General features: G+C 34.7%; 22 protein-coding genes and 1 tRNA gene. 3 read left to right on the top strand and 20 right to left on the bottom strand.

Features of this window, described 5'->3' with window-relative positions:
• Nucleotides 1-23 precede the first annotated feature (23 nt).
• The 11 genes from ruvC to pheS form a co-directional block, all read right to left on the bottom strand.
• Nucleotides 24-509, bottom strand: coding sequence for a crossover junction endodeoxyribonuclease RuvC (gene ruvC / locus AAGD91_RS00885; RefSeq protein ID WP_341821146.1), 486 nt, complete (start codon nucleotides 507-509; stop codon nucleotides 24-26).
• Nucleotides 510-1,337, bottom strand: coding sequence for a cytochrome c oxidase subunit 3 (locus AAGD91_RS00890; protein WP_341821147.1), 828 nt, complete (start codon nucleotides 1,335-1,337; stop codon nucleotides 510-512).
• A gap of 47 nt (nucleotides 1,338-1,384) precedes the next feature.
• Nucleotides 1,385-1,966 carry a TenA family transcriptional regulator gene (locus AAGD91_RS00895; protein WP_341821148.1) on the bottom strand — a complete coding sequence of 194 codons (582 nt, stop codon included), beginning with the start codon at nucleotides 1,964-1,966 and terminating at the stop codon, nucleotides 1,385-1,387.
• A 121-nt stretch (nucleotides 1,967-2,087) separates the two neighbouring features.
• A complete protein-coding gene (locus tag AAGD91_RS00900) occupies nucleotides 2,088-2,762 on the bottom strand; it encodes a TenA family protein (RefSeq protein WP_341821149.1) in 675 nt (224 codons plus the stop codon).
• Between the two features lie 125 nt (nucleotides 2,763-2,887).
• Entirely contained in the window at nucleotides 2,888-4,060 is a 1,173-nt protein-coding gene (gene metK / locus AAGD91_RS00905) for a methionine adenosyltransferase (RefSeq protein ID WP_341821150.1), read from the bottom strand.
• A 64-nt stretch (nucleotides 4,061-4,124) separates the two neighbouring features.
• A tRNA-Ile gene (locus tag AAGD91_RS00910) sits at nucleotides 4,125-4,201 on the bottom strand.
• A 9-nt stretch (nucleotides 4,202-4,210) separates the two neighbouring features.
• Nucleotides 4,211-4,480: a 50S ribosomal protein L27 gene (gene rpmA, locus AAGD91_RS00915; protein ID WP_096617064.1), complete on the bottom strand. Its 270-nt coding sequence runs from the start codon at nucleotides 4,478-4,480 to the stop codon at nucleotides 4,211-4,213.
• A 10-nt stretch (nucleotides 4,481-4,490) separates the two neighbouring features.
• Nucleotides 4,491-4,793 (bottom strand): 50S ribosomal protein L21, encoded by a 303-nt coding sequence (rplU, locus tag AAGD91_RS00920; protein WP_096617066.1) that lies wholly within the window; start codon nucleotides 4,791-4,793, stop codon nucleotides 4,491-4,493.
• 330 nt (nucleotides 4,794-5,123) lie between these two features.
• Nucleotides 5,124-5,522 (bottom strand): hypothetical protein, encoded by a 399-nt coding sequence (locus AAGD91_RS00925; protein ID WP_341821151.1) that lies wholly within the window; start codon nucleotides 5,520-5,522, stop codon nucleotides 5,124-5,126.
• A gap of 127 nt (nucleotides 5,523-5,649) precedes the next feature.
• Nucleotides 5,650-6,942 (bottom strand): bifunctional UDP-N-acetylglucosamine diphosphorylase/glucosamine-1-phosphate N-acetyltransferase GlmU, encoded by a 1,293-nt coding sequence (gene glmU, locus AAGD91_RS00930; RefSeq protein WP_341821152.1) that lies wholly within the window; start codon nucleotides 6,940-6,942, stop codon nucleotides 5,650-5,652.
• Complete coding sequence (pheS, locus tag AAGD91_RS00935; RefSeq protein ID WP_341821153.1) at nucleotides 6,943-7,986, bottom strand: phenylalanine--tRNA ligase subunit alpha; 1,044 nt, start codon at nucleotides 7,984-7,986, stop codon at nucleotides 6,943-6,945.
• Between the two features lie 144 nt (nucleotides 7,987-8,130).
• Between pheS and AAGD91_RS00940 the strand changes: the two genes are divergently transcribed.
• The 3 genes from AAGD91_RS00940 to AAGD91_RS00950 all read left to right on the top strand — a co-directional run bounded on the left by AAGD91_RS00940 (nucleotide 8,131) and on the right by AAGD91_RS00950 (nucleotide 11,418).
• Nucleotides 8,131-9,918 carry a hypothetical protein gene (locus tag AAGD91_RS00940; protein WP_341821154.1) on the top strand — a complete coding sequence of 596 codons (1,788 nt, stop codon included), beginning with the start codon at nucleotides 8,131-8,133 and terminating at the stop codon, nucleotides 9,916-9,918.
• 240 nt (nucleotides 9,919-10,158) lie between these two features.
• Nucleotides 10,159-10,755: a riboflavin synthase gene (locus AAGD91_RS00945; protein WP_341821155.1), complete on the top strand. Its 597-nt coding sequence runs from the start codon at nucleotides 10,159-10,161 to the stop codon at nucleotides 10,753-10,755.
• 57 nt (nucleotides 10,756-10,812) lie between these two features.
• Nucleotides 10,813-11,418 (top strand): CvpA family protein, encoded by a 606-nt coding sequence (locus AAGD91_RS00950; RefSeq protein ID WP_341821157.1) that lies wholly within the window; start codon nucleotides 10,813-10,815, stop codon nucleotides 11,416-11,418.
• Between the two features lie 50 nt (nucleotides 11,419-11,468).
• Here the strand turns inward: AAGD91_RS00950 and uvrC are convergent, their stop codons facing one another.
• The 9 genes from uvrC to AAGD91_RS00995 all read right to left on the bottom strand — a co-directional run bounded on the left by uvrC (nucleotide 11,469) and on the right by AAGD91_RS00995 (nucleotide 23,202).
• On the bottom strand, nucleotides 11,469-13,289 hold the full coding sequence (gene uvrC, locus AAGD91_RS00955; protein WP_341821158.1) for an excinuclease ABC subunit UvrC: 1,821 nt from the start codon (nucleotides 13,287-13,289) through the stop codon (nucleotides 11,469-11,471).
• A 7-nt stretch (nucleotides 13,290-13,296) separates the two neighbouring features.
• Nucleotides 13,297-15,390: a glycine--tRNA ligase subunit beta gene (gene glyS, locus AAGD91_RS00960; protein ID WP_341821159.1), complete on the bottom strand. Its 2,094-nt coding sequence runs from the start codon at nucleotides 15,388-15,390 to the stop codon at nucleotides 13,297-13,299.
• A gap of 3 nt (nucleotides 15,391-15,393) precedes the next feature.
• Nucleotides 15,394-16,233 carry a glycine--tRNA ligase subunit alpha gene (locus AAGD91_RS00965; protein WP_341821160.1) on the bottom strand — a complete coding sequence of 280 codons (840 nt, stop codon included), beginning with the start codon at nucleotides 16,231-16,233 and terminating at the stop codon, nucleotides 15,394-15,396.
• A gap of 44 nt (nucleotides 16,234-16,277) precedes the next feature.
• Nucleotides 16,278-17,036: a phosphatidylglycerophosphatase gene (locus AAGD91_RS00970; protein ID WP_341821161.1), complete on the bottom strand. Its 759-nt coding sequence runs from the start codon at nucleotides 17,034-17,036 to the stop codon at nucleotides 16,278-16,280.
• A 137-nt stretch (nucleotides 17,037-17,173) separates the two neighbouring features.
• A complete protein-coding gene (gene hemB, locus AAGD91_RS00975; RefSeq protein ID WP_341821162.1) occupies nucleotides 17,174-18,178 on the bottom strand; it encodes a porphobilinogen synthase in 1,005 nt (334 codons plus the stop codon).
• Nucleotides 18,171-19,196 (bottom strand): NADH-quinone oxidoreductase subunit NuoH, encoded by a 1,026-nt coding sequence (nuoH, locus tag AAGD91_RS00980; RefSeq protein ID WP_341821163.1) that lies wholly within the window; start codon nucleotides 19,194-19,196, stop codon nucleotides 18,171-18,173. Before nuoH ends, hemB begins: the two co-directional genes overlap by 8 nt.
• Nucleotides 19,180-21,249 (bottom strand): NADH-quinone oxidoreductase subunit NuoG, encoded by a 2,070-nt coding sequence (nuoG, locus tag AAGD91_RS00985; RefSeq protein ID WP_341821164.1) that lies wholly within the window; start codon nucleotides 21,247-21,249, stop codon nucleotides 19,180-19,182. Before nuoG ends, nuoH begins: the two co-directional genes overlap by 17 nt.
• Nucleotides 21,234-21,446, bottom strand: a complete 213-nt coding sequence (locus AAGD91_RS00990) for a hypothetical protein (protein ID WP_006015760.1) — start codon at nucleotides 21,444-21,446, stop codon at nucleotides 21,234-21,236. Before AAGD91_RS00990 ends, nuoG begins: the two co-directional genes overlap by 16 nt.
• 253 nt (nucleotides 21,447-21,699) lie before the next feature.
• Entirely contained in the window at nucleotides 21,700-23,202 is a 1,503-nt protein-coding gene (locus tag AAGD91_RS00995) for a leucyl aminopeptidase (protein ID WP_341821165.1), read from the bottom strand.
• Nucleotides 23,203-23,295: the final 93 nt, after the last annotated feature.

Below are 23,295 nucleotides of genomic sequence, written 5' to 3' on the forward strand. Positions count from 1 at the left end.
AACTGAATCTCATATAAAAGTTACTAAACAAAACAAGAACCTTTCGTATAAGCATGACAAATTGCTACAGCAAGAGCATCAGCAGCATGGTGACATTTTATACTCAAATTTTTAACTATTTGCTTCACCATAAATATAATCTGATCCTTATCAGCATGGCCATTTCCGGTAATGCTTTTTTTTACATAGTTTGCATCATATTCATTCATAGTTAGCTTTGTTATTTTTAACGCTAAAATTACAACCCCTCTTGCATATCCTAAAGTTAGTGAAGATTTAGGATTTTTATTAACAAAAATTTTTTCTACTGCAGCTTCATTCGGAGAATATTGAAATATTACTTTCTTTAATTGTTCAAAAATTATATGTAAGCGTTCACCTGTACCCAATTTACCATCAGTTGATATGGTACCGCCGCCCAAAAATTCAATATTATTTTTCTCGTTCAGGCTTATAATGGCCCAACCAGTCTTGCTTATCCCTGGATCTAGACCTATTATTTTAACCACTTAATAAACGCTTAACCAATAGACAAACAAAAATAAAAACATCCAGACTACATCTACAAAGTGCCAATACCAGGAGGCAAACTCAAAGCACAAATGGTCCTGAGGTGTAAACTGGCCTTTCCGCGCTCTAAATAAACACACTGATAAAAATATTATTCCTATTATAACGTGTGCGCAGTGAAAACCGGTAATCATATAAAAATTGGATATATAAATAAGCTTTTCTCCTGTTTCTTGTAGAGAAAAACTCGCTTCATGATACTCTATTGCTTGCACTATTATAAAAAAAAAACCAAGCAATATAGTTATGGACAGCATTTTAATCATGCTCTTTTTATCATTTTCAAGTAAAGAGTGATTTGCCCAAGTAATTGTTGTACCAGAAAGCAATAATATTAATGTATTCATGAATGGTAGTGACCACGGATCAGGTGGCAAAATTCCCTCAGGGGGCCATTCAACTTTTTTTGCAGGAGAAAACGCCTCAAATAAAAAAACTGGATCAAGCCAGGCTTTAAAGAATGAACAAAAGAACACTATAAAAAATACGACCTCCGAGAGAATAAATAAGTACATTGCAAATTTGAGTCCATGTTTTACAATGGTAGTATGACATTTATCATAAATGGCCTCCCTTATTACATCTCTCCACCAATAGAACAGCATTCCTGATACTGCGGAGATTCCCAGAACTAAACAAAACATTCCGAAAATTTGTTTATGAAGCGCGCCAACTAATCCAAGTGCAAGAATAAGAATTGCTGCTGATATAGCAATTGGCCAAGGACTTGGGTCCACTAAATGAAAATCATGTTCTTTACTTTTCATAGCATTTTAAAAAATACTTACTAAGGATACAAATTAGCTTAAAATTGTCAATGTTCCTTAGGAAATTGATTGAATCTTGAAAAATTATATGCACCGTTCAAAAAATCTAATACAAATTGTGCAGTTATTCTAAATAACTCAAGCATTTTGCTCTTTTCATTTTCTCTTGCTCTGCTGCAATATCCATCAATAATATTTTCCAAAATAATGCATCCAGACTTTACTGAATCACTGTAACAAAAATAAAACCAATCCCTATATCTATTATTTTTTTTGAATCTATTTTTCATGCTATCAACGACAGTCTTGTATATAAACATGCAAGAATACAAAACCGTCATAGCCTCATAGGTATTACTATACGAGATGGATAAAAGAAAATTAGTGAAATTAAAACACTCAAGAGATTTCTTTCCACGACTTATACTGTACATAGTAAAGTAGTAGTCATATAGCACTCTATTAACAGTCACTGCTCTTTGGGCTACTTCAGTAAGCGAGATAATACTACTATAATCTTCCATTCTGGATGCAGTAATTAAGGTGGTACGAATATAATCACCTAAGAGCAACGTCTTTTGTTGACCATAGAATTTGAAGTTCTCTATATTTAGGGTGTTATTCGCCAACTTAACATTAAAAGGATGCTCAATTATATCCTTTAAAAGATTTGACCCGTAACAGCTCCTAATTATGCCACTGAACACTGTAGTTACCGATAAAGATCAAGTCAACGTAAATAATCCGCTGCTAATATTCTTTGCTAGATATATTAGAGTAATACATCTCATCCCAGAATATTACCTCAAGTTCTAATCCGTTACGAAAAAACTCGAGCATCTTTTTCTTCTTCTTATTACTAGATTCTCTATACAGCTTATTCACAATCTCAGTTATAGCATCAGCTGTGTTATCCACTATATTAGTATTATAGAGATAAATCCATTTTTTATACTTATTGCTTGAAGGAATGCTATCTTTTACCGTATGTTGAAAGGTGATCTGACACATACCAAAACATGGATAAGAAGCTGCTAAGCCTTCAGCTACTGAATTATGGTATGCAGCACGCATGAAGAAATCAATAAAGGCAGAACTAGATTTCGATCTTTTGTGATTATCGGATGAGTTACATTCTGTAAACTGCTCCTCACATAGACTTCGCATACTGAATATTTTACGAGCTATAAAGGTTAATTTATCCATTGTTTCAATATCATTAGCTCTAGCTGCAATAATTAAAAAAGCACGAGTGCAATCCACTAAGCATAAAAAAGTCTGTTGAACGTAGAACTTGAACTTCTTATAACTTAATTTGCCATTCATCAATTCAACATAAAAAGGATGTTCTTCTATTCTATCAATAAGATCAGATGATTCTTTTATAGCTATGCTACAGAATTCTTCTTCTATTCCGTTATACATTTTATGAGCCTCACAATAAAAACTGAATATAATAATTATCACTAATATAGTATAATTATTATGAAAAAGTAATTATACTTCAACAATAAGCTAGTATATAAATATGAGGCTGTAAATCAAAAATTTTAGCAATCTAAAGAAATTTTACTATTACCTTCTATATTGAATTCTCTACAAAGATCAGCAGACAAGTTCATGCTTTCCCAAGAAAATCCACCGTCATTTTCTGACTCTTTACCAAAATGTCCATAACAGGCTGTACATTTATATATAGGGCGATTAAGCGATAAATGCTTGATTATGCCTTTTGTTGATAAATCTATACTATTCTCGATAAACTCTTTAATTACTCTTTCCTCCACCGCATTCGTACCAAATGTATCAATATAGAATGAAGTAGGTTTTGATACACCAATTGCATAAGAAAGCTGCACAAGACAACGTTCAGCTAAACCTGCAAAGACAATATTTTTAGCAAGGTATCTTGCCATATAAGCTGCGGATCTATCAACTTTGGTTGCATCTTTTCCGGAAAATGCCCCTCCACCGTGTGGAATATAACCTCCATAGGTATCAACCATAATTTTTCGTCCGGTTAATCCACAATCACTAACCGGTCCACCAATAACAAATCTACCAGATGGATTGACTAAGAGATTTTCCTCAGGACATATCCACCCTTTAGGTAAAGATGAAACTATGTAAGGATAAATTATTTCTTTTACTTTTGATTGATCCAAATCCTCAGGGTGCTGTATTGAGACAATGATACTTTCAGCACGTACCGGGAGGTTATTCTCATATGCCAAAGTGATTTGTGATTTTGCATCCGGACCAAGCTTTGCTTCTTTAACTGTGCTCATGATATTTTTCAGAATCGAGTGTGCATAAAAAATGGGTGCTGGCATAAGGTTTTCTGTCTCTGTTGTTGCATAGCCATACATTATGCCCTGATCGCCAGCACCTTGATCCAACCCTATTGCAATGTCATTTGATTGCTCATGCAGCAGTATATTTACCTTCACTTTTCTCCAGTGGAAAGCATCATGCTCATAACCAATATCTTTTATTGTGTTCCGTACAATACTTTCAATCCTGCTATTTTTGATGTTAGGTCCGAATACTTCCCCAGCTATAATAACGTTATCTTTGGTGACTAAAGTCTCTATTGCAGCTCGCGCAAAAGGATCAGTGAAAAGGTATTCATCAAGTATTGCATCTGAAATTTGATCTGCTACTTTATCTGGATGACCAGCCGCCACTGACTCACTGGTTACTAAATTTTTATATAAACTCATGCTTTAGGTTTCTGCTTATACAATACCAAAACCGCTATAAAAAACACAGTTAGTAATTACTAAATGGTGGGCCTGGGAAGAGTTGAACCTCCGACCTCACGCTTATCAGGCGTGCGCTCTAACCACCTGAGCTACAGACCCCTGATTTATTCAAGCTGAAGCTTTCATATTATCTGTAGGCAAGATATCAATAAAAGTCTTTTTATTTGCTGACCTTCTAAAGCTGACCCAGCCTTCTACTTTGGCAAAAATCGTATGATCTTTACCTATACCAACATTCTTCCCAGGATGGAATTTTGTGCCTCTTTGGCGCACAATTATGTTACCAGGAATAACCTTCCCATTCTTCTTTATTCCTAACCTACGACCTGCTGAATCTCTACCATTACAGGAACTACCACCTGATTTTTTAGTTGCCATATCTTACCTCTTACTTTTGAAGATTAATTTCATTGATACGAAGAACAGTTATATACTGCCTATGACCAGTCTTTCTACGGTAATTTTTTCTTCTTTTCTTCTTAAAGATTATAATTTTTTCTCCTCTACACTGCTCCAATACTTCAGCTTTAACAGTAGCATTAGATGAATAAGATAAGCCATTATTTGAAATACAAATCACCTTATTGATTTCTACCTCTTTTTTTTCTTCAACTTCTAACTTCTCTACTTTTATTATACTGCCTTCTTTTACTAAATATTGTTTTCCACCAGTCTCAATTACTGCAAACATGATAAATATAAATTATTGTTATTAACTTTAATCGTAAACGATGTCATATATGCTGTCAATATAAATAAAAAACATGACTTAATGCTCCTTCTGAGCTACTTAAATACTTCTATCTTTTTTCACCTTGTTATCTGCTTTTTCTCAGACAATAATTAATTCTCAAAAAATCTTGTTTTGAACAGAAGCAAAACTTGATCATTTTTGATCTCCCTCACTTTGCGTTTGCGGTATGTCTCTAATTAAAACTCCATAATATGGCTTATTAATTATCTAGCAAAAATTCAGCTTCAATTTGAAAAAAGTACAACCTGTTGCTATTCAGCTGGGGTTTTATAAGTTATAATTTATTCCAAGCTCAAATCCATGATTATAATCTTCAAATGCTTTCAATAGACTATAACCAGCAAAAGCACTTGTCCTTGAAGAAAGCGGAAGATCCAGACCAGAGCTTATTTTATATGAGAAACCAAATTCTAACTTACTCAAATCGATAGCAGCACCTATACTAACATTGACATACGGAGTGATATCCGTGTTTGTAAACTCGTAATGATAACGTAAATTTGCTAAAATTCCTCCTTGCAGTCTATATTTAAAAATATTTGCAACTGAAATCATAGGCTCAACTGAAATTTTTACGCTGTTTGTGTAGTGATAACCGATACTATGACTAAAATTGCCAGAACTGTATGAAGAAGTATAGATCCTATCTCTAAAACTCCAAAACATGGTACTGACAAAGAAACAGCAGGCAATATAGCTACTAAGGTAAGTAATTTTTTCATTTTTACCCTCCAAATATTGATATACGCATGTATACAAATATAAGCATTAAGAATAATATAATTACAGCGAATTACTTTATTCTCTTAATCACCTGCTTTTCTCTTGCTATTGCAAGGCTTTTTTCTGGTACATCTTCCACTATAACACTACCTGCCGCAATTACAGAGTCATCATGAACATTAAGCGGTGCAATGAGTGAGCTATTGGCACCAATAAAGCAATTGCTTCCTATGTTCGTTTTATGTTTCTTTTTCCCATCATAATTACAAACAATAGTACCTGCTCCTATATTACTCCTCTGCCCTACTTTAGCATTTCCTATATAACTTAAGTGTTTTATTCTAGTGTTTTGACCAACTTCACTTGTTTTCACTTCCACAAAATTTCCTATTTTTGCCTTATTACCAATTGTTGTGTTTCCGCGTATTCTGGTAAATGGACCGACCTCAGCATTACTTTTAATTAAGCAGTTTTTTAAATGCGAAAATGGCAGTATTTTCGCACCAGACTCTATTTTCACTCCAGTACCGAAAAAAACATATGGGTAAATAACTGAATCTCTGGCAATTTGCGTATCAAGAGAAAAGAAAACAGTCTCTGGAGCAACAAGCGTTACTCCAGAGTTGGTAAAAAATTTTCTTTTGTTTTCTTGAAAGTAAAATTCAGCTTTTATAATGTCATTTCTGTTATTTATTCCCGTTGCCTCTTCTCCACCAGTAATAACGTAACCGACATTTAAATTACTCTTCACTGCAATGGAAACTATATCGGTCAAATAATATTCATGAGTTGAGCTATTGCACTCTATTTTCTCCACCAATTCACGTAAATTCTTTGCACATGCAACCATTATTCCAGCATTTGCAAGAAACTCTTCATGATTATTTTTATCACTCTTTGCTTCTACGATTTCTCTTAAGGAACCATTCTCAATAATTAACCTACCGTATTCTTTATTGCTTGTCCTAAAACCTAGGCAAACTAGAGCCTTGCCTTCTAAGCAACTAACCATTTTAGTTATTGTGCTGCTTTTTATGAGTGGGGTATCTCCATACTGCACAATAATTATGCTCGAATCTGGCAATTCTTTCAGGTTTCTCATCGCAGTTTTGACTGCATCTCCCGTACCAAGTGTTAATTCTTGTGTAATTAACTGTATATCCTTAAAGCACTTTAGTCTTTCAGTTAAAGGCAGATCAACTACAACAGCAATATTTTCAGGATTTAACTGTTTTGCATTGTAAATGACATGCTGGAGCATGGAAAAACTGCCTATTTTGTGTAGGACCTTAGGCAAATCTGAATTCATCCGCCTGCCATGCCCTGCAGCAAGTATAACGAACGTATGAGTTTTACTTATCACTTATCTTAAAGATGAAAAATGAAAACCGTAATGATCAAGCCAGCTGATTTTGTTGTCATAAAAGCTCCTTAAGTCGCTAATTTGATATTTTAGCATTGCAAGCCTTTCTATACCAATGCCAAACGCAAAACCGCTGTATTTAGTGTGATCTATTCCAACATTTTGAAATACATTTGGATGCGTCATACCGCATCCCAGTACTTCTATCCATTTACTACCTTTATAACTTATGTCCACTTCTGCAGAAGGCTCGGTAAAAGGGAAAAAACTATTACGAAAACGTATCTTCAGCCCTTTATCTCCAAAAAACTTATTAAGGAAGTGATGAATAGTAAATTTTAACTGGCCCATATTGACATTCTCATTGACATATAGCCCCTCTATTTGATGGAACATAGGGGTGTGAGTTGCATCAAAGTCGTTTCTGTATACTCTACCAGGAGATACGATTTTAATCGGAAAAGTTTTCGCTTTTTCCATAGTTCTGATCTCCACAGATGAGGTATGAGTGCGCAGCACCATTCTTTTGTCGTTTATTTTATTCTTTAAGTAGAAGGTATCTTGCTCCTCCCGCGCAGGGTGGTGACTTGGAGTATTCAGTGCATCAAATACATGAAATTCATCTTCAATGTCAGGGCCATCAACTGCTTTAAAACCCATATGTGCAAAAATAAGCTTTACTTCATTTAGAACCTTACTGAGTGGATGGACCTTGCCCATTTTGTCTGGTCTAACGGGCAACGTGATATCAACCGCCTCGTTCTGCAATTTAAAGTTAACTTCTTCGGCTTTTAGTGCATTTTCCTTATTCATTATAAGCTGATCTAGCTTATTACGTAAAACGTTGATAACTTCGCCTAAATTGCGCTTTTTTCCTGCGTCTTCTATCTCTTTTAAGTTGTCAAAATAAGCTTTAATTACACCCTTTTTTCCCAAATATGATAGCCTGACTTTTTCTAAATCTTGTAAAGAAGAAGCATTCTCAATTTCAGAGACCGCTTTATCTTCAAGTGAAGGTATTTCATTCAGTAGCTCTTTATTCATCTTAGAAACGCTGGCTTAAACTTTAATTATAGTAAAATCTTGAATAGCATCAACAATCTAAAAACTGTCCCATTTTAATTATTAATTTATCGACCAATTAGTTTTTTTATTTACCTTTGCGTTGATGAATTTGCTGTATCAACCATGCACAACAGTGACACTGAAACTGATAATAAGTACAAAATAGAGGATTTACCTAAGTTCTTTAAGGAAAGATCCAAAAACATAAGTAAAGCATTTTCTAGCAAAATAATTAAGATCAGTACCATTCGCTCGAGAAGTATTGAAAGTAATATACAAGAATTTTCATTTGAGCTAACAGCAACAGGTAAAGACACCTTTAATACAAGACCATTTCAAATAAAATCTTTAATTGATTTTTTTAAAATCTGCCTTTCTCGGGAAAAAAATTTTACAGTCAACATAAAAGTACCAAAAGAAAGCAGTGAATTATATAATAACTACTGTAAAACTAATAGTGATAAAACTGTAGAAGAATTCGTAAATAATGCTCCGCCTCAAATCCTTCTGCAAGGAATAACAATCATACTACAAACAAATGTTAAAGACATTAATTTAGATAATTTGCACCAAATAAGGTCATTTTTAAATGAAAAGCTAAAACATGCAGAAAAAACTGAAAATGAGGAACAGAGTCAAGTTACACTACAAGTAAAAGAAGCAGAAAATAAAGACAGACAAGAACAGAGTGAAACTAAGCAAAAAAACGCACAAAATAGACAAATTGTACCATTTACAGGCTCGTTTGGCTTTAACGTAGCAAGCAAAGTAAATTGTAAAGCTCCAGTGGTTACTGCTGCAATAAAAGCTAATATACCAAAATATAGAATCTTCCTTCCCTTATCCAATTTTTTTAATGATGTAATAAGGTTATCCCTTTTAAGAACACCAAAGCCTTCTATACAGAGCAACAATATACCATTTGGTGTCATTCCAGCGCTTGACGCTGGAATCCAGAAAAAAAAAGAAAAATGGACTCCAGTGTCAGCTACTTGGATGACAAGTAGTATAGGAAATCCAATACCTCAAGAAGCAGAACAGAATGTAGGTCAAACTACTTCGCACACAGAGTATTTTAAGGCTAACAGAAAAAAGAAGTCAAAAAAGCAGACCAAAGAACTATCAGAGAAAGAAAAACAATTAGCCATAAAACAAGCACAAAATGATGCTAGAGTAGCTATGTTAGATAACCAGATTGAGCGCAGGGGAAAAAAATTCGATGAAATATTTATTGAAGTGATGAATGGATACAAAAATCAAGATCCAGAAACATTTCGCAATGTTTTTAACTCAATATTCAATATTGTTTATTTTCAGGATAAACAATTACATGAAATATTAGAGTCAGGTGAGATATCAGAAGTATTAGAAATACTAGGAATACCACAACCAGCTGGCAAGTCTTCTTTTTCAAAAGAGTATTTACATAAGCAAGTATATAAAAAAAAAGAGCAATTGCTCAAATTAGTTTCAGGTGTTTATATACAACAACCTCCTACGCAACATGAAAATACTCCTCATAAATCTACAAACCCTTTACCAATAAATAAATCTAAAGATCCTTTACCAGCAACAAATGAAGCTAAAACTCTACCAACTACTAACATTACACTCAAATCACCGTTAAAAACTGTATTTTCCTCAAAAAAGGCTTATTTTTGTCTATTTATAATAGTAGCATCTGCATCAACACTTTGCTTATGGCATTTTCCATTAGGAAAAGTGTCAATGTTAAAAGGATTAGTGCCACCAGAAAAAAGAGAAAATATTGGGTTAGCATTGAACATAGGGTTACCAACATTGATTACATTATGTGTTTTGAGTTTAGCTTACTTTATATATTCTGAATATTCTATAGAATCTGTTAAGCAAGTAAGTGAAAACGATTCCCTTTCTCGCGCCTATAGCTAGTGCAGGCTCAGTTTTCCTACGTCATACCGCCGCGGATAGATCCCGCTAACAAGCAGCGGGATGACAGCAGTCCTACGTCATACCGTCACGGTATCTCACATAGATCCCACTAACAAGCAGCGGAATGACGAATTTGTCGTTTTTTAAATCGTCGGTAAACCAGAATTACTTTAGCTATAACAAAATAGAAGTAAGTTGTTGTAAAAAATTTTTCATGGTAAAATTATTTATTTTCACTATATGTTTAAAGGAATTATCACGGATATCGGGACTATAACTGATACTACCACTCACTCCAACTCTGATCAAATTTTCCATATCAAAACACAAAATTTACCCTCTATAAACAAAGGAGATTCAATAGCTTGCTCTGGTGTATGTTTAACTGTTGTGAACATACTGAACGATGTATTAACAGTTCAAGTGTCTCAAGAAACTATGAAGGTTGCTAACTTAAATACGTGGAGAATAGGAAAAAAAATAAACCTAGAACAAGCAATGCGGCTAAGCGACAGAATCGATGGCCACCTAGTTCAGGGTCATGTTGATGGGATAGTAAAAATTTTAACAATCGAACGAAATTTAGATTCTCATGAAATCAAACTATCGTGCCCACAAGAATTAATTAAATTTGTTGCAAAAAAAGGCTCCGTTATACTAAATGGGGTTTCCCTCACAGTGAATTCAGTTATTAATCAGGAATTTATAGTAAATATAATTCCCTATACATGGGAAAATACAACTTTTCAGTACAACAAAATAAATGATTATCTGAATTTAGAAATTGACATTATCGCTAGGTATTTAGATCAATTGATGCAGCATAAATACAATTAATTTTACAACCTTGTTATTTACAACTATTATATCTTGAAAACCATATAGATATAAAATATGCTTTTCGATAGTCTAATTATCTTCATTGTTGTTCTATGCGTAATAATCTCGGTAACTAGAGGTTTTATAAAAGAGCTATGCGCACTAATGTTTCTATTTTTATCAATTTTTCTGACAGCTAATCACTATGATTTTTTCACTCCAAATTATAGTAAATATTTTGATTCTAAAGTTATACTAAACATACTTTCTACAATCTCTGTATTTATTATACTTAATCTTATATTCATGATAATAAACAACTGGCTAATGTACATATTATCACCCATAAGGTTGGGGTTTATCGATAGAGTTACTGGAATCTTTCTCGGAGTGCTTAAAGGAATATTGCTCTCTTATGTATTATTTTTTGCTGTGCACTTATATTGCTACACAGTATATGACAAAAAAGAATATGGCAAAAAAGAGGAACATTCTGAAATAAAAGCAGAAGACATATTGCCTAATTGGATAATAAATTCACACTCTTATCAGGCTTTATTTGTGACAGCAGAAGAAGTAATTGACATATATGTACCAGAGTTGTTGATACTAAAAATAAAAGAGATCGTTGGAGAAATGGTTGATCAAGAAAAACCCAAAAACAATAAAAAAGAAGAGTAAATATTTATTTATAAATATGTTCATTGGGAGTATTCAAAAAGCCATATTTGTCAGGTTAAGAGCACTCCTCTCTTATAATTCACGTATTTAAGAATGACTTCTGCTAAACCTTTACTAATTCCATGTACGTTTTGAATTTCAGCCAGAGAAGCTTTGCTTATATTTTTCACTGAACCAAAATAAGACATCAACGCCTTTTTCCTTTTGTTGCCAATGCCGGGTATTTTGCTTAATTGTGAAACTATAAACTGTTTATCGCGTTTTTTTCTATGTGAAGTTATCGCAAAACGGTGGGCTTCATTACGCAGCAATTGTAAGTAAAGCATGACTTTGCTGTCATTTGCCAGACTGAATTCTTCCCTGCCCAGCATATAAAATGTTTCATTTCCTGCGTTACGATCAGGACCTTTTGCCATACAAGCAAAAGGAGCGTTTATATTCAATACTTCCAGTACATTCTGTACTATGGAAACATGTCCTGGTCCACCATCAATCAGTAAAAAATCAGGTATTATGCCTTTTATATTGCCGGAGAAACGTCTGGTTAGCACTTCCCTCATCATTTTATAGTCATCGCCTGAAAATTTTTCCTTTATAGTAAATTTTCTGTACTCACTTTTTAAAAAACCCTCCTGCCCTGCAACAACCATTACACCAATTTGTTGATTTCCAAATATATGGCTATTGTCATAAACCTCAATACGCTTTGGAATGTTTGGTAACAAGAAGATTTTGCTAAGCTCCTCAAGCTTTTCTAGGTTATTTCTATAATCGATAAGCTTCTGCTCTAAGCTATGCTGAGAGTTATCATAAACAAATTTCAATAAATCACGCTCTTTTTTATTCTTTGCATGCAGAACTTTTACTGGCTTTTGAGCAACCTTATATAGTGCTTGTTCTATAATTTCCTTATCCACAATAGAATCTGGAACGTAAATTTGTATTGGAGGTATGTTAGCTGAATTATAAAAATTGACCAAAAAGGTGGATAAAATTTCATCATTTGAGTGATCACCACAGTTCTCGGCAAAGTAAGGAGTGCTACCGTAGTTGTCTTTATTTCTGAACGATAACACACTAATACATGCTAGATCCTCTTCACGTACAATACTGAAGAAATCTGCATCTTTTTCAAAAGAAAAATCCGTGTGCTGTATTTGAATTTGCTCAAGAAACTTTACCCGATCTCTATATATAGCAGCAAGCTCATAGTTTTCTTCACTGCTGCACTTTCTCATTGTGAAAAGTAACTGTTCTTTCACTTCCTTATTTCTTCCAAGCAATGTATTTCGTGCCTGTTTTACTGATTGGCAGTAGTCGTCTTTTATGATTTTGTTTATGCATGGCGCTGAGCAGCGCTTAATTTGATATTCAATACATGGTCTTTTTGTTGAGGAAAAGTATTGATCTGAACATACTCTTAGGAGAAAAGCTTTTTGCAATGACAATATAGTTTGCTTAACAGCAGCGGCAGATGTAAAGGGACCATAATAATGAAACTCATTCTTCTTAAATTTGCCTCTATATTTTGCTATTCTTGGATAATCGTGCTTGGAAATTGTTATATAAGGATAAAATTTTCCATCCTTGAGCACAATATTATAAAGTGGTTTCAATGATTTTATTAACTGTGCTTCAAGAAGCAGTGCTTCGATTTCATTCTCAGTGATGAATATTTCAACCTTAACAACCTGTGAGAGCATAACTCTAATTCGTTCAGAAAGGTTTTCGAATTGAAGGTAGTCAGATAATCTCGATTTCAAGTTTTTTGCTTTACCAATGTATAAAACTTTATCCTTATCTCCAATCATCTTATACACACCACAAGACTGCGGAGATAATTTTATCTGTTCTTTATATTGCTTGAACATTTATCCATTACTTGACTTGTATGAGGTTAAAATCTGCTACTAAATGAAAGATGGAAACAACACTTGCAAGCAAAGACAATCTATTTCTCCTTAGCTTATCAGAATCGCAGTTGATCTTTACACTATCCATAAATTTATTGATAAATGGAGTAAGGCAAGTAAGCTTATCAAGCGCTGCATTAAAGTGGTTATTTTTTATCGCTTGTTTTATGTTTTTACAAGCAGTTATAGCACAATTTGATAGCGCAATTTCTTCATTTTCAATCAAAAATCTCTTACCGTAAGATGCACTATAAGTAGTGCCATCACTTTTCCTTACTTTGCTCATCATGTTACTGACTCTTTTGTAAGTGCTTAGAATCTGTTCACCTTCTGGCGTACTAAGATAACGATCCAATATAACAGTTTGCTTTTCTGCTGTCAGCAGATCATTAATATCGATTTTATATAGTATTGAATCTACGACATCTTGCCTTATATCTCTATTTTTTAAAATAACCTTGAATCTTTCTAAGCAGAATCTAAATACTAGTTCTGAAATTTGTTTTCTATTTGGCTTATCAACTGACGTTGTATTTTCATTAAATAGAAGCCTTGAATATAAAGATACTGACTTATCTATTAATAGCCTAATTGGAATATGCAAATTATTTTCAAGTATTGTTCTAATTATACCAATTGTCATTCTCCGCAAACCAAACTGATCATACGAACCAGAGATTTTCTCACCTGCTGCAATTAAACCAACTAAGCTATCCACTTTGTCTGCAATTGACATAGCAATTGCTGAAGGGGATTTAGGACACTCCTGCTCTGGCCCGATTGGCTTATAGTGTTCAGTTATAGCTTCCACTATTTCTCTATCTTCTTGAAAATAAGAAGCATAATATCCACCCATTACTCCTTGTAATTCTGGAAACTCTCTTACTATCGATGTTGCCAAATCAGCTTTTGCCAAATATGCAGCACGTTCAACTTTTATCAGCGAAGCATGTGGAATAAATATAGCTATATACTTTGACAGAGCCGTAATACGATTCACCTTTTCCCCCACGCTGCCAAGAAAAGCATGAAATAATATCGAACCCAATTTTTTGACATAATGATCCAGATCTTCCTTTTTGTCCTGAGATATCAAAAATTGTGCATCAGCAAGACGTGCTTCTAATATTCTTTCGTGTCCTTTAACAACTTCACCATTGTTGACGTTGACAACAGTGACAAAGTGTGAAATTCTCTTTCCATTACTTAAAGCAAGGTATTTTTGCTGCGTATTAATTATACTAAGAATTACTTCCTTCGGTAATCCAAATGACTTTTCTTGATTCACTTCACCAAACAGTACGATTGGCCACTCTATAAGCCCTGTCAATTCATTTAGTAAATAATCATTTTTCTCAAGTTGTAAATTCTGCTCTTTTGTGAATTTATTAATCTGATCTAGTATAAATTGCTTTCTTTTGTCCAGCTGGAGAATTATGCTGTTTTTTTCTAGCAATTCAAAATAGTCTTTAGGTGCTTTAATAGTTAACGTCGCATCACTTGAGAGAAATCGATGGCCATATGTTGTGTTAGATGCTGTGATCCCTGCAAAAGACACAGGTATTATTTCGTCATTAAAAATGCATAAAATGTTTTTAATTGGCCTAACCCACCTTTCTTTTCCTTCGCCCCATCTCATGCTCTTCAACCAAGAAAAGTTTTTGAGCATTTCCTCCAGTTGATTTTTGAGGAATTCTCTGATGTTAAATGAGCAGCTTTCTCTTTTAATGAAGTAAAAATCCTCATTATTTACTTTTCGAACGAGCAAATCTTCTTCATTTTTCTGATATTTTCTTAAAAAACCTTCGATAGCACTTTTTGGTGCGTTAATGTTTGGTCCCTTAACTTCGTTATTGGAATCCTTTAGCTCCAAAGCATTTATGTTGTCAACAAATAGGGTAATGCGACGTGCCGTTACAAAAACCTCCATTGATGTAAATTTTACATTATTTTTGTTAAAAACATTGGCAATACAGCTCTTAACTTGAGTTGCAGCTACATTCTGCATTCTCGATGGTATTTCTTCTGAAAGGCACTCAAATAACAACTGCAACGACATACGCTATTTACTCATGTACAATTCGCAACATTTTTTTGTCAGCTCTCTAACTCTACCAATATGCGCTGTACGTTCATTGACACCAAGCACACCTCTTGCATCAAGCAGATTAAGTAGGTGACTAGTTTTAATACATTGGTCATAAGCTGCCATTGGTAGCTCCTTTTCAATAAGGAACTTACATAATTTTTCCGTATCTTCAAATTGCTGCTGTACCACTTTAGTATCATAATAATCTAACGCTAGATAAGAAAATTCATATTCTCTTTGTTTAAAAATATCTCCGTAAGTTACACCGTTATCGTTCCAAGTTATATCGTAAACATTATCTACACCTTGTATGCACATTGCTAAACGTTCCAACCCATATGCCACCTCACCAGGAATCATCTTGCAGTCAATCCCTCCAACTTGCTGTATATAAGTAAGCTGTGTTACTTCCATTCCATTGCATGTAACTTCCCATCCAAGTCCTGATGCACCAACACTTGGGTTTTCCCAATCATCTTCAACAAACTTAATATCATATTTTTCTGTAGATATGCCAAGAGCTTTTAAGCTATCTAAATAGACGTTTTGTAAATTATTACCAGATGGCTTTATTATAACTTGATATTGGTGATGTTGATACAAGCGATTAGGATTATCACTATAGCGTCCATCTGCTGGCCTAATTACTGGTTGTAGATATGCAATTTTTGTCGGTTTTATATCAATTGCAGACATAATTGTTGCAGGATGTAATGTACCAGCACCAACTTCAGATGTGTATGGGTGAAGTATAACGCACCCTTCACCAGCCCAAAAATCTTGCAACTCTTTTATTATACTTTGTAAATTCACACAAATTGCACACTTTTTATACTAAATATATAAATAAATAAGTACTATTCAATATTTATTTTTTTTGCAGCACTATGTAAATAATCACCTAAAACTGCTGAACTTTCCCTCACATACTGAATTATGCTTTTATTTAGGACAATTGCATCATGCATAGTTAAATCGCAGAATATAAATGCTGTTAAATACAGTAAAATCACCGCATAAAATGTGTGAAAAATCCCCTCAAATGTAATTGACATTGCATTATTATAGCTGAGTTGTATTGAACTTATTGGCCATGGTTTTATTACTTCTACGAAATTAAAAAATATGTAAGGTATCATAAGAAAAAAGAAAAAGTGCATAAAATCATTAAACCAAAATGGGCATTGAAACATCTGCTTACATATATTCCCATAGAGTTTACTTACAGTATAATAAATTGACATTATTGCTGGCATTGAAAGTGCTACAGTCAATATTTGCCCTGACGCTATTTGTATTACTATTTCTTTACCACTGTTTGCTGAAGGGTCCTGAGCATGAAAAATAAATATTCCAATTAATTGTATTACTAACATAACTATTGCCAATTTTGTAAAAACAGCAGCTACAACTATTCCTGAATTTGGCATTTTATATAGTAAATATTCGTCTCCATATGTAAAAATCAATATAACATCGACAATAAATAATATTAAAAAAGAAGACCAATAGTTCTGCCAACCTGGTAAATATCCTATTCCCAAAAAAGAGCTTACTGTTTTGGCAGGAAAAACCTTACCTAGCATCTTTCCCAAAAATTCAAAAAAAATCCCCATGCTCTAAGTAACACTTGGTTTATATTATTTATAATACTGTATTGTAACGGACTTATCAATAACTTAAAACATGTATTGGAAAATTTTAGGTAATATGCAGCAACAGTAGAAGAACATGCGCCAAAAATTTAGTAATTTTATAGGGCTTGTGCACTTAAATTTTTTGCAATATCAAGTGCAGCGTAAGTGAATATTGCACTTGCACCCGCACGTTTGAAACCAATCAAAGATTCATAAATCACCTTGTCATAATCTAGCCAGCCATTATTTGCAGCAGCTTTTATCATTGCGTACTCACCGCTTACTTGGTAAGCAAAAATCGGAAAATTAAACTTATCACTTGCTGTTTTGATAATATCCAAATATGGCATACCTGGTTTAATCATAATAAAATCTGCACCTTCATTTATATCCATTTCAATTTCGCACATTGCTTCGTGCGCATTTTTATAATCCATTTGATAAACACTTTTGTCTATAGAATGTGATAGCCCACATGAACCAACGACTTGCCTGAATGGAGCATAGAAGTTAGAGCAATATTTCACCGCATAAGATAATATTAATACGTCTTGAAAGTTATTATCATCTAATGATTTTCTGATTCTTCCTATTCTACCATCCATCATATCAGAAGGAGCAACTATATCACATCCTGCCTTCGTTAAAGTAAGTGCTTGCTTACACAGTACTGATATAGTTTTATCGTTTTCTACATCCATCTGATTATCTTTTAAAATGCCGTCATGGCCATGAATAGTGTATGGATCCAGTGCAACGTCTGCAATAATACCAATTTCAGGTACCTTTAATTTTACAGCACGGATTGCTTTGCAGATTAAGTTGTCAGAATTATATGCTCCCTCAGCGTTTTCAGATTTTAGTTTACTATCAACTACAGGAAAAATTGCAACAGCATTAATTCCTAAATCTTTAGCTTCCTTAACTATAGACACTAATCCATCTATTGAATAACACTTTACGCCTAGTAAGCCAGAAATTGGTTCAGTTGTTTCTTCTCTGTCGTGAACAAACAGAGGAAGAACCAGATCATTTACTGATAGACTATTTTCACTTGTTAAATTGCGAACCCATTTGCTCGAGCGCCTGCGCCTTAATCTTGTATTTGGAAAATTAAACATTGGACCCAGGTAAATTCCCAGTAAAGAGCAACACTCCTGAAATGAGTACCACCCAAAGCACCGATATTGGCAGAAACACTTTCCAACCAAGACGCATTAGCTGATCATATCGATAACGAGGTGTTGTTGCTCTAATCCAAATAAATACGAACAAAAGTATAACTATCTTCAAAACGAACCAAATCAAACCTGGAATTTTGTAAAGTAAACTGAACTCCAGCGGCGGATACCATCCTCCTAGAAAGAATATCGTCATCATAGCACTTGCTAGAATCATATTTGCATATTCTCCAAGAAAAAAGAGGGCAAAAGGCATGGATGAATATTCAACGTTATATCCAGAGACAAGCTCTGCTTCAGCTTCTGGTAAATCAAATGGGTGACGATTAGTTTCTGCAAGCAAAGAAATAAAAAATATTATTCCTATAGGCATTAGTAGCAAATCAACCCAAAATGGCATGTTGTGTTTCGCTACTACCATCTCTCCAAGGTTCAACGTACCAGTTGTAACAACAACTGTAGCAACTATTAAGCCTATTGAAACTTCATATGAAATCATCTGAGCAGCCGACCGTATAGCGCCAAGAAATGCATAATTAGAATTGCTTGACCAGCCTGCAATAATTACGCCGTATACTCCCAGCGACGATATAGCTAGCACATAAAGCACTCCAACATTAATATTTGCTATAACCTTAGGAATCACTACTTGCTGGCCATTTTCTACAATTACTTCAGCACCAAACGGTATAACTGCCCAGGCAATTAATGCCAAGATAAAGGTAAGCATTGGAGCCATAATGAACAGTATGGTGCTCGCTCTAAATGGTATTATCGGCTCTTTAATCAGTAGCTTAATAGCATCTGCAAATGGCTGCAATAGCCCAAAAGGTCCAACTACACTTGGGCCGTGTCTCAGTTGAATTGCACCAATAACCTTACGCTCAAAGTATACCAAGTACGCAACTGAAAGTAGTAGCGGTACTAAAATAAATAAAATATTAACTAGCGTGTTCATAAAAAGCTTTAGTACAATCTGCCATTGTTTTTGAAGCGCGACTTATTGAATCCGTCATATAAAAATTACACTCCTTTAAAGTGAAAGGTGTATTACTTAAGCTTATCCCATCATTGCTAATTGGCACCCATGTGTTTTTTACCACTTGATCGGCATTTCTAAACTGTGGACCGATAGTATCTAATTTTTTTCTCACATCAAATAAACTATCATACGGTAAAGAAAGGTCTAAATATTGTGAAAGATTTTTAATAATCAACCAATCCTCCTTTGCTTCACCTGGAGGAAATACAGCTAAATTTGTTCTTTGCACTCGACCTTCAGTATTTACATAAGTTGCATATTTTTCTATATATGCAGCACCAGGCAAGATAACATCTGCCACATGTGCACCCTTATCACCGTGATGACCTTGATAAATTACAAATGTATTTTCTAATTTTGATGTATCAATTTCATCTGCACCAAGAAGATAAATGACTTCTATCTCGCCACCTTCTGTATGCTCCAGTATTTGATTAGTGTCTTTTCCACCTTTTTCAGGAACAAACCCAACGTCCAGACCACCAACTCTTGCTGCAGCTTTATGCAGCATATTAAAGCCATTCCAGTCGTCTCTGACCATGTTAAATTTTTCTGCAATTTTGCCAGCTAGAATGAGAATTGATTCAGAATCATCTCTTATTAATGCATCTTGACCAATGATCAGCGTAGGGTTTTGGGCGGCTACCAGCAGCTCACAGAACTTATGATTTCCATTTGCTATTTTACTCAAAACATCAGGATTATCGCCCAATTTCTCAACATGATACAAATATTCAATGTTAGGACCAACACTTGCAATAGGAAAGTTGCCCTGTAAATATCTCTTTCTCAATCTTACATTAATGATCGGTGCTTCTATCCTTGGATTTGTATTTATAAGCAGACACAAATCTGCATTCTCTATACCCTGGGTAGTGGTATTGAACACATAAGATCCGCGATTACTTGGTATAAGCTTTGCACCATCTTGCCTGCAGTCTATATTCCCCGAGCCGAGCTTCTGCATCACTTCTTTGAGTAGAAGCATAGACTCACAATCTGCTAAATCACCTGCAATTGCAGCTATTTTATTTGATTTTGTATTCTTTAATTTCTTTGCAGCAATAGTTAATGCTTCATTCCAATCAACCGGGCCTAATTTACCATCTCTTTTTACATAAGGTTGATCAAGACGCTGAACTTTTAGTCCATCATAGGCAAAGCGGGTTTTATCTGATATCCATTCTTCATTTACCTCTTCGCTCAGTCTTGGTAATATTCGCATAACTTCCAGGCCACGATAATCAACTCTAATGCTACTTCCCACAGCATCTAGCACATCTATAGTCTCACAATGTGATAGCTCCCATGGACGCGCTGTAAAGGAGTAAGGCTTTGAAGTTAAAGCCCCTACCGGGCAGAGATCTATGATATTTCCAGATAATTCAGAACTAATATGCCTTTTTATGTAAGTGCTAATCTCTACATTTTCTCCCCTTCCGATTCCTCCAAGTTCATTTGTACCTGCAACATCAGACAAAAATCTAACACACCGAGTGCAATGAATGCATCGATTCATCGCAGTCTCAATCAGTGGTCCGAAGTGTTTTTTTGGCACAGCCCTCTTATGCTCATCAAGTCTGCTGGTTCCTTTCCCATAAGCCATCGTGATATCTTGCAAATCGCATTCACCACCTTGATCGCAAATTGGGCAATCAAGCGGGTGGTTAATTAGCAAAAACTCAAGCACACCTTCACGTGCTTTTTTAACCTTAGGGGTATCAGTGTGAATAACCATCCCTTCTGCAACTGGCATTGCACAAGAGGCTACTGGTTTTGGAGGCCCACCCTCAACTTCAACCAAACACATTCTGCAGTTACCAGCAATTGCTAAACGCTCATGATAACAAAAACGTGGAATTTCAACGCCCACGACTTCACAAGCTTGAATTATAGTGAGCCCATGCTCTACTTCACATTCCTTAGAATTAATAGTAACTTTAACCACAACTATTATACAGCTTCCCACTTTATAGGATTGCCGCTTACCTCATCTTCAACCAGATTGCCGTTGTCATATTGAGCAGACATATAATTCATGCGCGAGTCACGATCTATATATCTAACAGGTTTTACCGGTTTATCTTTATACATTTTTTGCTCGGCCTTCTTACGCTGAGTAGGGTTATTTTTACTAGCTGTCTTTGCTTTCCCACCTACTGCCATATAAACTCCTAAAAACTTTTCATTCTATTTTAACACTTAAGTATATAGCGTCAATATTTAATAACTTTAAAATTTCAATAGATCTCTTATTATAATCATTGTTTGAATAAAAAGTTACTCCTTGATATCATTCCAGTGTTTGACCAGAAAAAAAGAAATGTGCATCAGCTACTTTCATGACACTACTTGCTGCGCCTCGAAAATAAACGTTTATGTAGCTGTGAGTCAAGCCATAAATCCAGTATAAAGACCTTTAATCATTGGCTTCGTAGTACTTTTTAACCAACTTATTAAGTAACCTTACACCAAAACCTACTGCTCCTCTTGGACAAATGTCAGTACCTTTTTCGTGCCAAGCAGTGCCTGCGATATCTAAATGTGCCCAGCAAGTTTCATTCACAAAACGCTGTAAAAACTGTGCAGCCATTATGCTATCTCCACCAGAGCCTGCAGGAGCGATGTTTTGAACATCAGCAATCGGTGAATCAATAATTTTGTCATAAGTTTCATTCATAGGAAAACGCCATAACTTCTCACTTACTTCATTTCCTGCATCAATCAGACGGTTTGCTAATTCATCATTATTTGAAAAAAGACCAGCATATTCGTTATTTCCAAGTGCAACCACTATAGCACCAGTTAAAGTTGCAAGATCAATCATAAATTTTGGTGAGAATCTGTCTTGCGTATACCATAAAGCATCTGCAAGTATGAGCCTTCCTTCTGCATCGGTGTTCAACACTTCTATCGTCTGTCCAGACATTGAAGTTACTACATCACTCGGCCTTTGAGCATTACCACCCACTGCATTCTCTGCAAGTGCAACCACGCCGATTGCATTTACTTTTGCTTTTCGTCCTGCTAAAACATGCATCACCCCAACTACAGCAGCAGAGCCTGCCATGTCATATTTCATCGACTCCATACCACGTGAAGGTTTGAGTGATACTCCACCAGTGTCAAACGTTATACCTTTACCAACAAAAGCTATTGGCTTTTGTTCTTTAGAAGCCCCATTCCATTTTATCACTACTAATTTTGGTTCTTTACTACTTCCTTGTGCGACTCCAAGCAAGGCTCCCATTTTTTTCTCTTCCATCTGCTTTTTATCAAGCACTTTGATTTCAAGGCCAAGCTTAGTAAGCTCTTTTTTTATATGATCAGCATAGGATTCTGGATATAGAATGTTAGGAGGTTCTGTTATAAAAGAGCGCGCAAGGAATATACTCTTACCTTCTTGCCTTGAGTGCTCAAATGATCTTTCAGCATTACTTAATTGCTCATCTTTTACTAATACGGTAATTTCCTCTACCTCTGTAATTTTCTCATCCTTTTTAGTTTTATACTTATCAAACTTAAAACTACGCAGAAACGCACCATATGCAACATTTGCTGCACTACCTTCGATTAAAATCGCTGCTTTCTTAATTTTTAATCTGCTTAGCTCACAATATATTTTACCACCAATATTTAATTCTTTATTTTCATTCCATTCATCCTTCTTACCAAGTCCAACAACTACAACGTTTTTTCCTTCTGGTAAAATGGTAGAAGAAAATTCACCAAAGCTTCCATTAAAATCGCTAAATTGCTTTATATTATCTATGATCTGTTTTCCTTGCAAAACTCCGCCATCATTTACGGTTTCGTTGTCCTCAAATAAACCCATTACTATTGTTTTAAAATCGGGCGAAATTTTAGAAATTGTTATTTTCATTGCTGGCATCTCCGTTGCAAATAATTGTAAACTGTACATAAAACATAGCAAAAACATCAGTAAGATATTTTTCATATACATCCTAAGTACAATAACATTCAAGTTTACTATGGACTACCTTACATGCAAGGG

It is taken from the genome of Wolbachia endosymbiont (group A) of Myopa testacea (genome assembly GCF_964027115.1).
GTDB lineage: Bacteria > Pseudomonadota > Alphaproteobacteria > Rickettsiales > Anaplasmataceae > Wolbachia.

What these genes read in the sequence shown, in the direction of transcription:
- AAGD91_RS00890 (WP_341821147.1), bottom strand. Translation starts at nt 1,337, where the DNA reads ATGAAAAGTAAAGAACATGATTTTCATTTAGTGGACCCAAGTCCTTGG.
- AAGD91_RS00900 (WP_341821149.1), bottom strand. Translation starts at nt 2,762, where the DNA reads ATGTATAACGGAATAGAAGAAGAATTCTGTAGCATAGCTATAAAAGAA.
- metK (WP_341821150.1), bottom strand. Translation starts at nt 4,060, where the DNA reads ATGAGTTTATATAAAAATTTAGTAACCAGTGAGTCAGTGGCGGCTGGT.
- rpmA (WP_096617064.1), bottom strand. Translation starts at nt 4,480, where the DNA reads ATGGCAACTAAAAAATCAGGTGGTAGTTCCTGTAATGGTAGAGATTCA.
- rplU (WP_096617066.1), bottom strand. Translation starts at nt 4,793, where the DNA reads ATGTTTGCAGTAATTGAGACTGGTGGAAAACAATATTTAGTAAAAGAA.
- AAGD91_RS00925 (WP_341821151.1), bottom strand. Translation starts at nt 5,522, where the DNA reads ATGTTTTGGAGTTTTAGAGATAGGATCTATACTTCTTCATACAGTTCT.
- pheS (WP_341821153.1), bottom strand. Translation starts at nt 7,986, where the DNA reads ATGAATAAAGAGCTACTGAATGAAATACCTTCACTTGAAGATAAAGCG.
- AAGD91_RS00940 (WP_341821154.1), top strand. Translation starts at nt 8,131, where the DNA reads ATGCACAACAGTGACACTGAAACTGATAATAAGTACAAAATAGAGGAT.
- AAGD91_RS00945 (WP_341821155.1), top strand. Translation starts at nt 10,159, where the DNA reads ATGTTTAAAGGAATTATCACGGATATCGGGACTATAACTGATACTACC.
- AAGD91_RS00950 (WP_341821157.1), top strand. Translation starts at nt 10,813, where the DNA reads ATGCTTTTCGATAGTCTAATTATCTTCATTGTTGTTCTATGCGTAATA.
- uvrC (WP_341821158.1), bottom strand. Translation starts at nt 13,289, where the DNA reads ATGTTCAAGCAATATAAAGAACAGATAAAATTATCTCCGCAGTCTTGT.
- glyS (WP_341821159.1), bottom strand. Translation starts at nt 15,390, where the DNA reads ATGTCGTTGCAGTTGTTATTTGAGTGCCTTTCAGAAGAAATACCATCG.
- AAGD91_RS00970 (WP_341821161.1), bottom strand. Translation starts at nt 17,036, where the DNA reads ATGGGGATTTTTTTTGAATTTTTGGGAAAGATGCTAGGTAAGGTTTTT.
- hemB (WP_341821162.1), bottom strand. Translation starts at nt 18,178, where the DNA reads ATGTTTAATTTTCCAAATACAAGATTAAGGCGCAGGCGCTCGAGCAAA.
- nuoH (WP_341821163.1), bottom strand. Translation starts at nt 19,196, where the DNA reads ATGAACACGCTAGTTAATATTTTATTTATTTTAGTACCGCTACTACTT.
- AAGD91_RS00990 (WP_006015760.1), bottom strand. Translation starts at nt 21,446, where the DNA reads ATGGCAGTAGGTGGGAAAGCAAAGACAGCTAGTAAAAATAACCCTACT.
- AAGD91_RS00995 (WP_341821165.1), bottom strand. Translation starts at nt 23,202, where the DNA reads ATGTACAGTTTACAATTATTTGCAACGGAGATGCCAGCAATGAAAATA.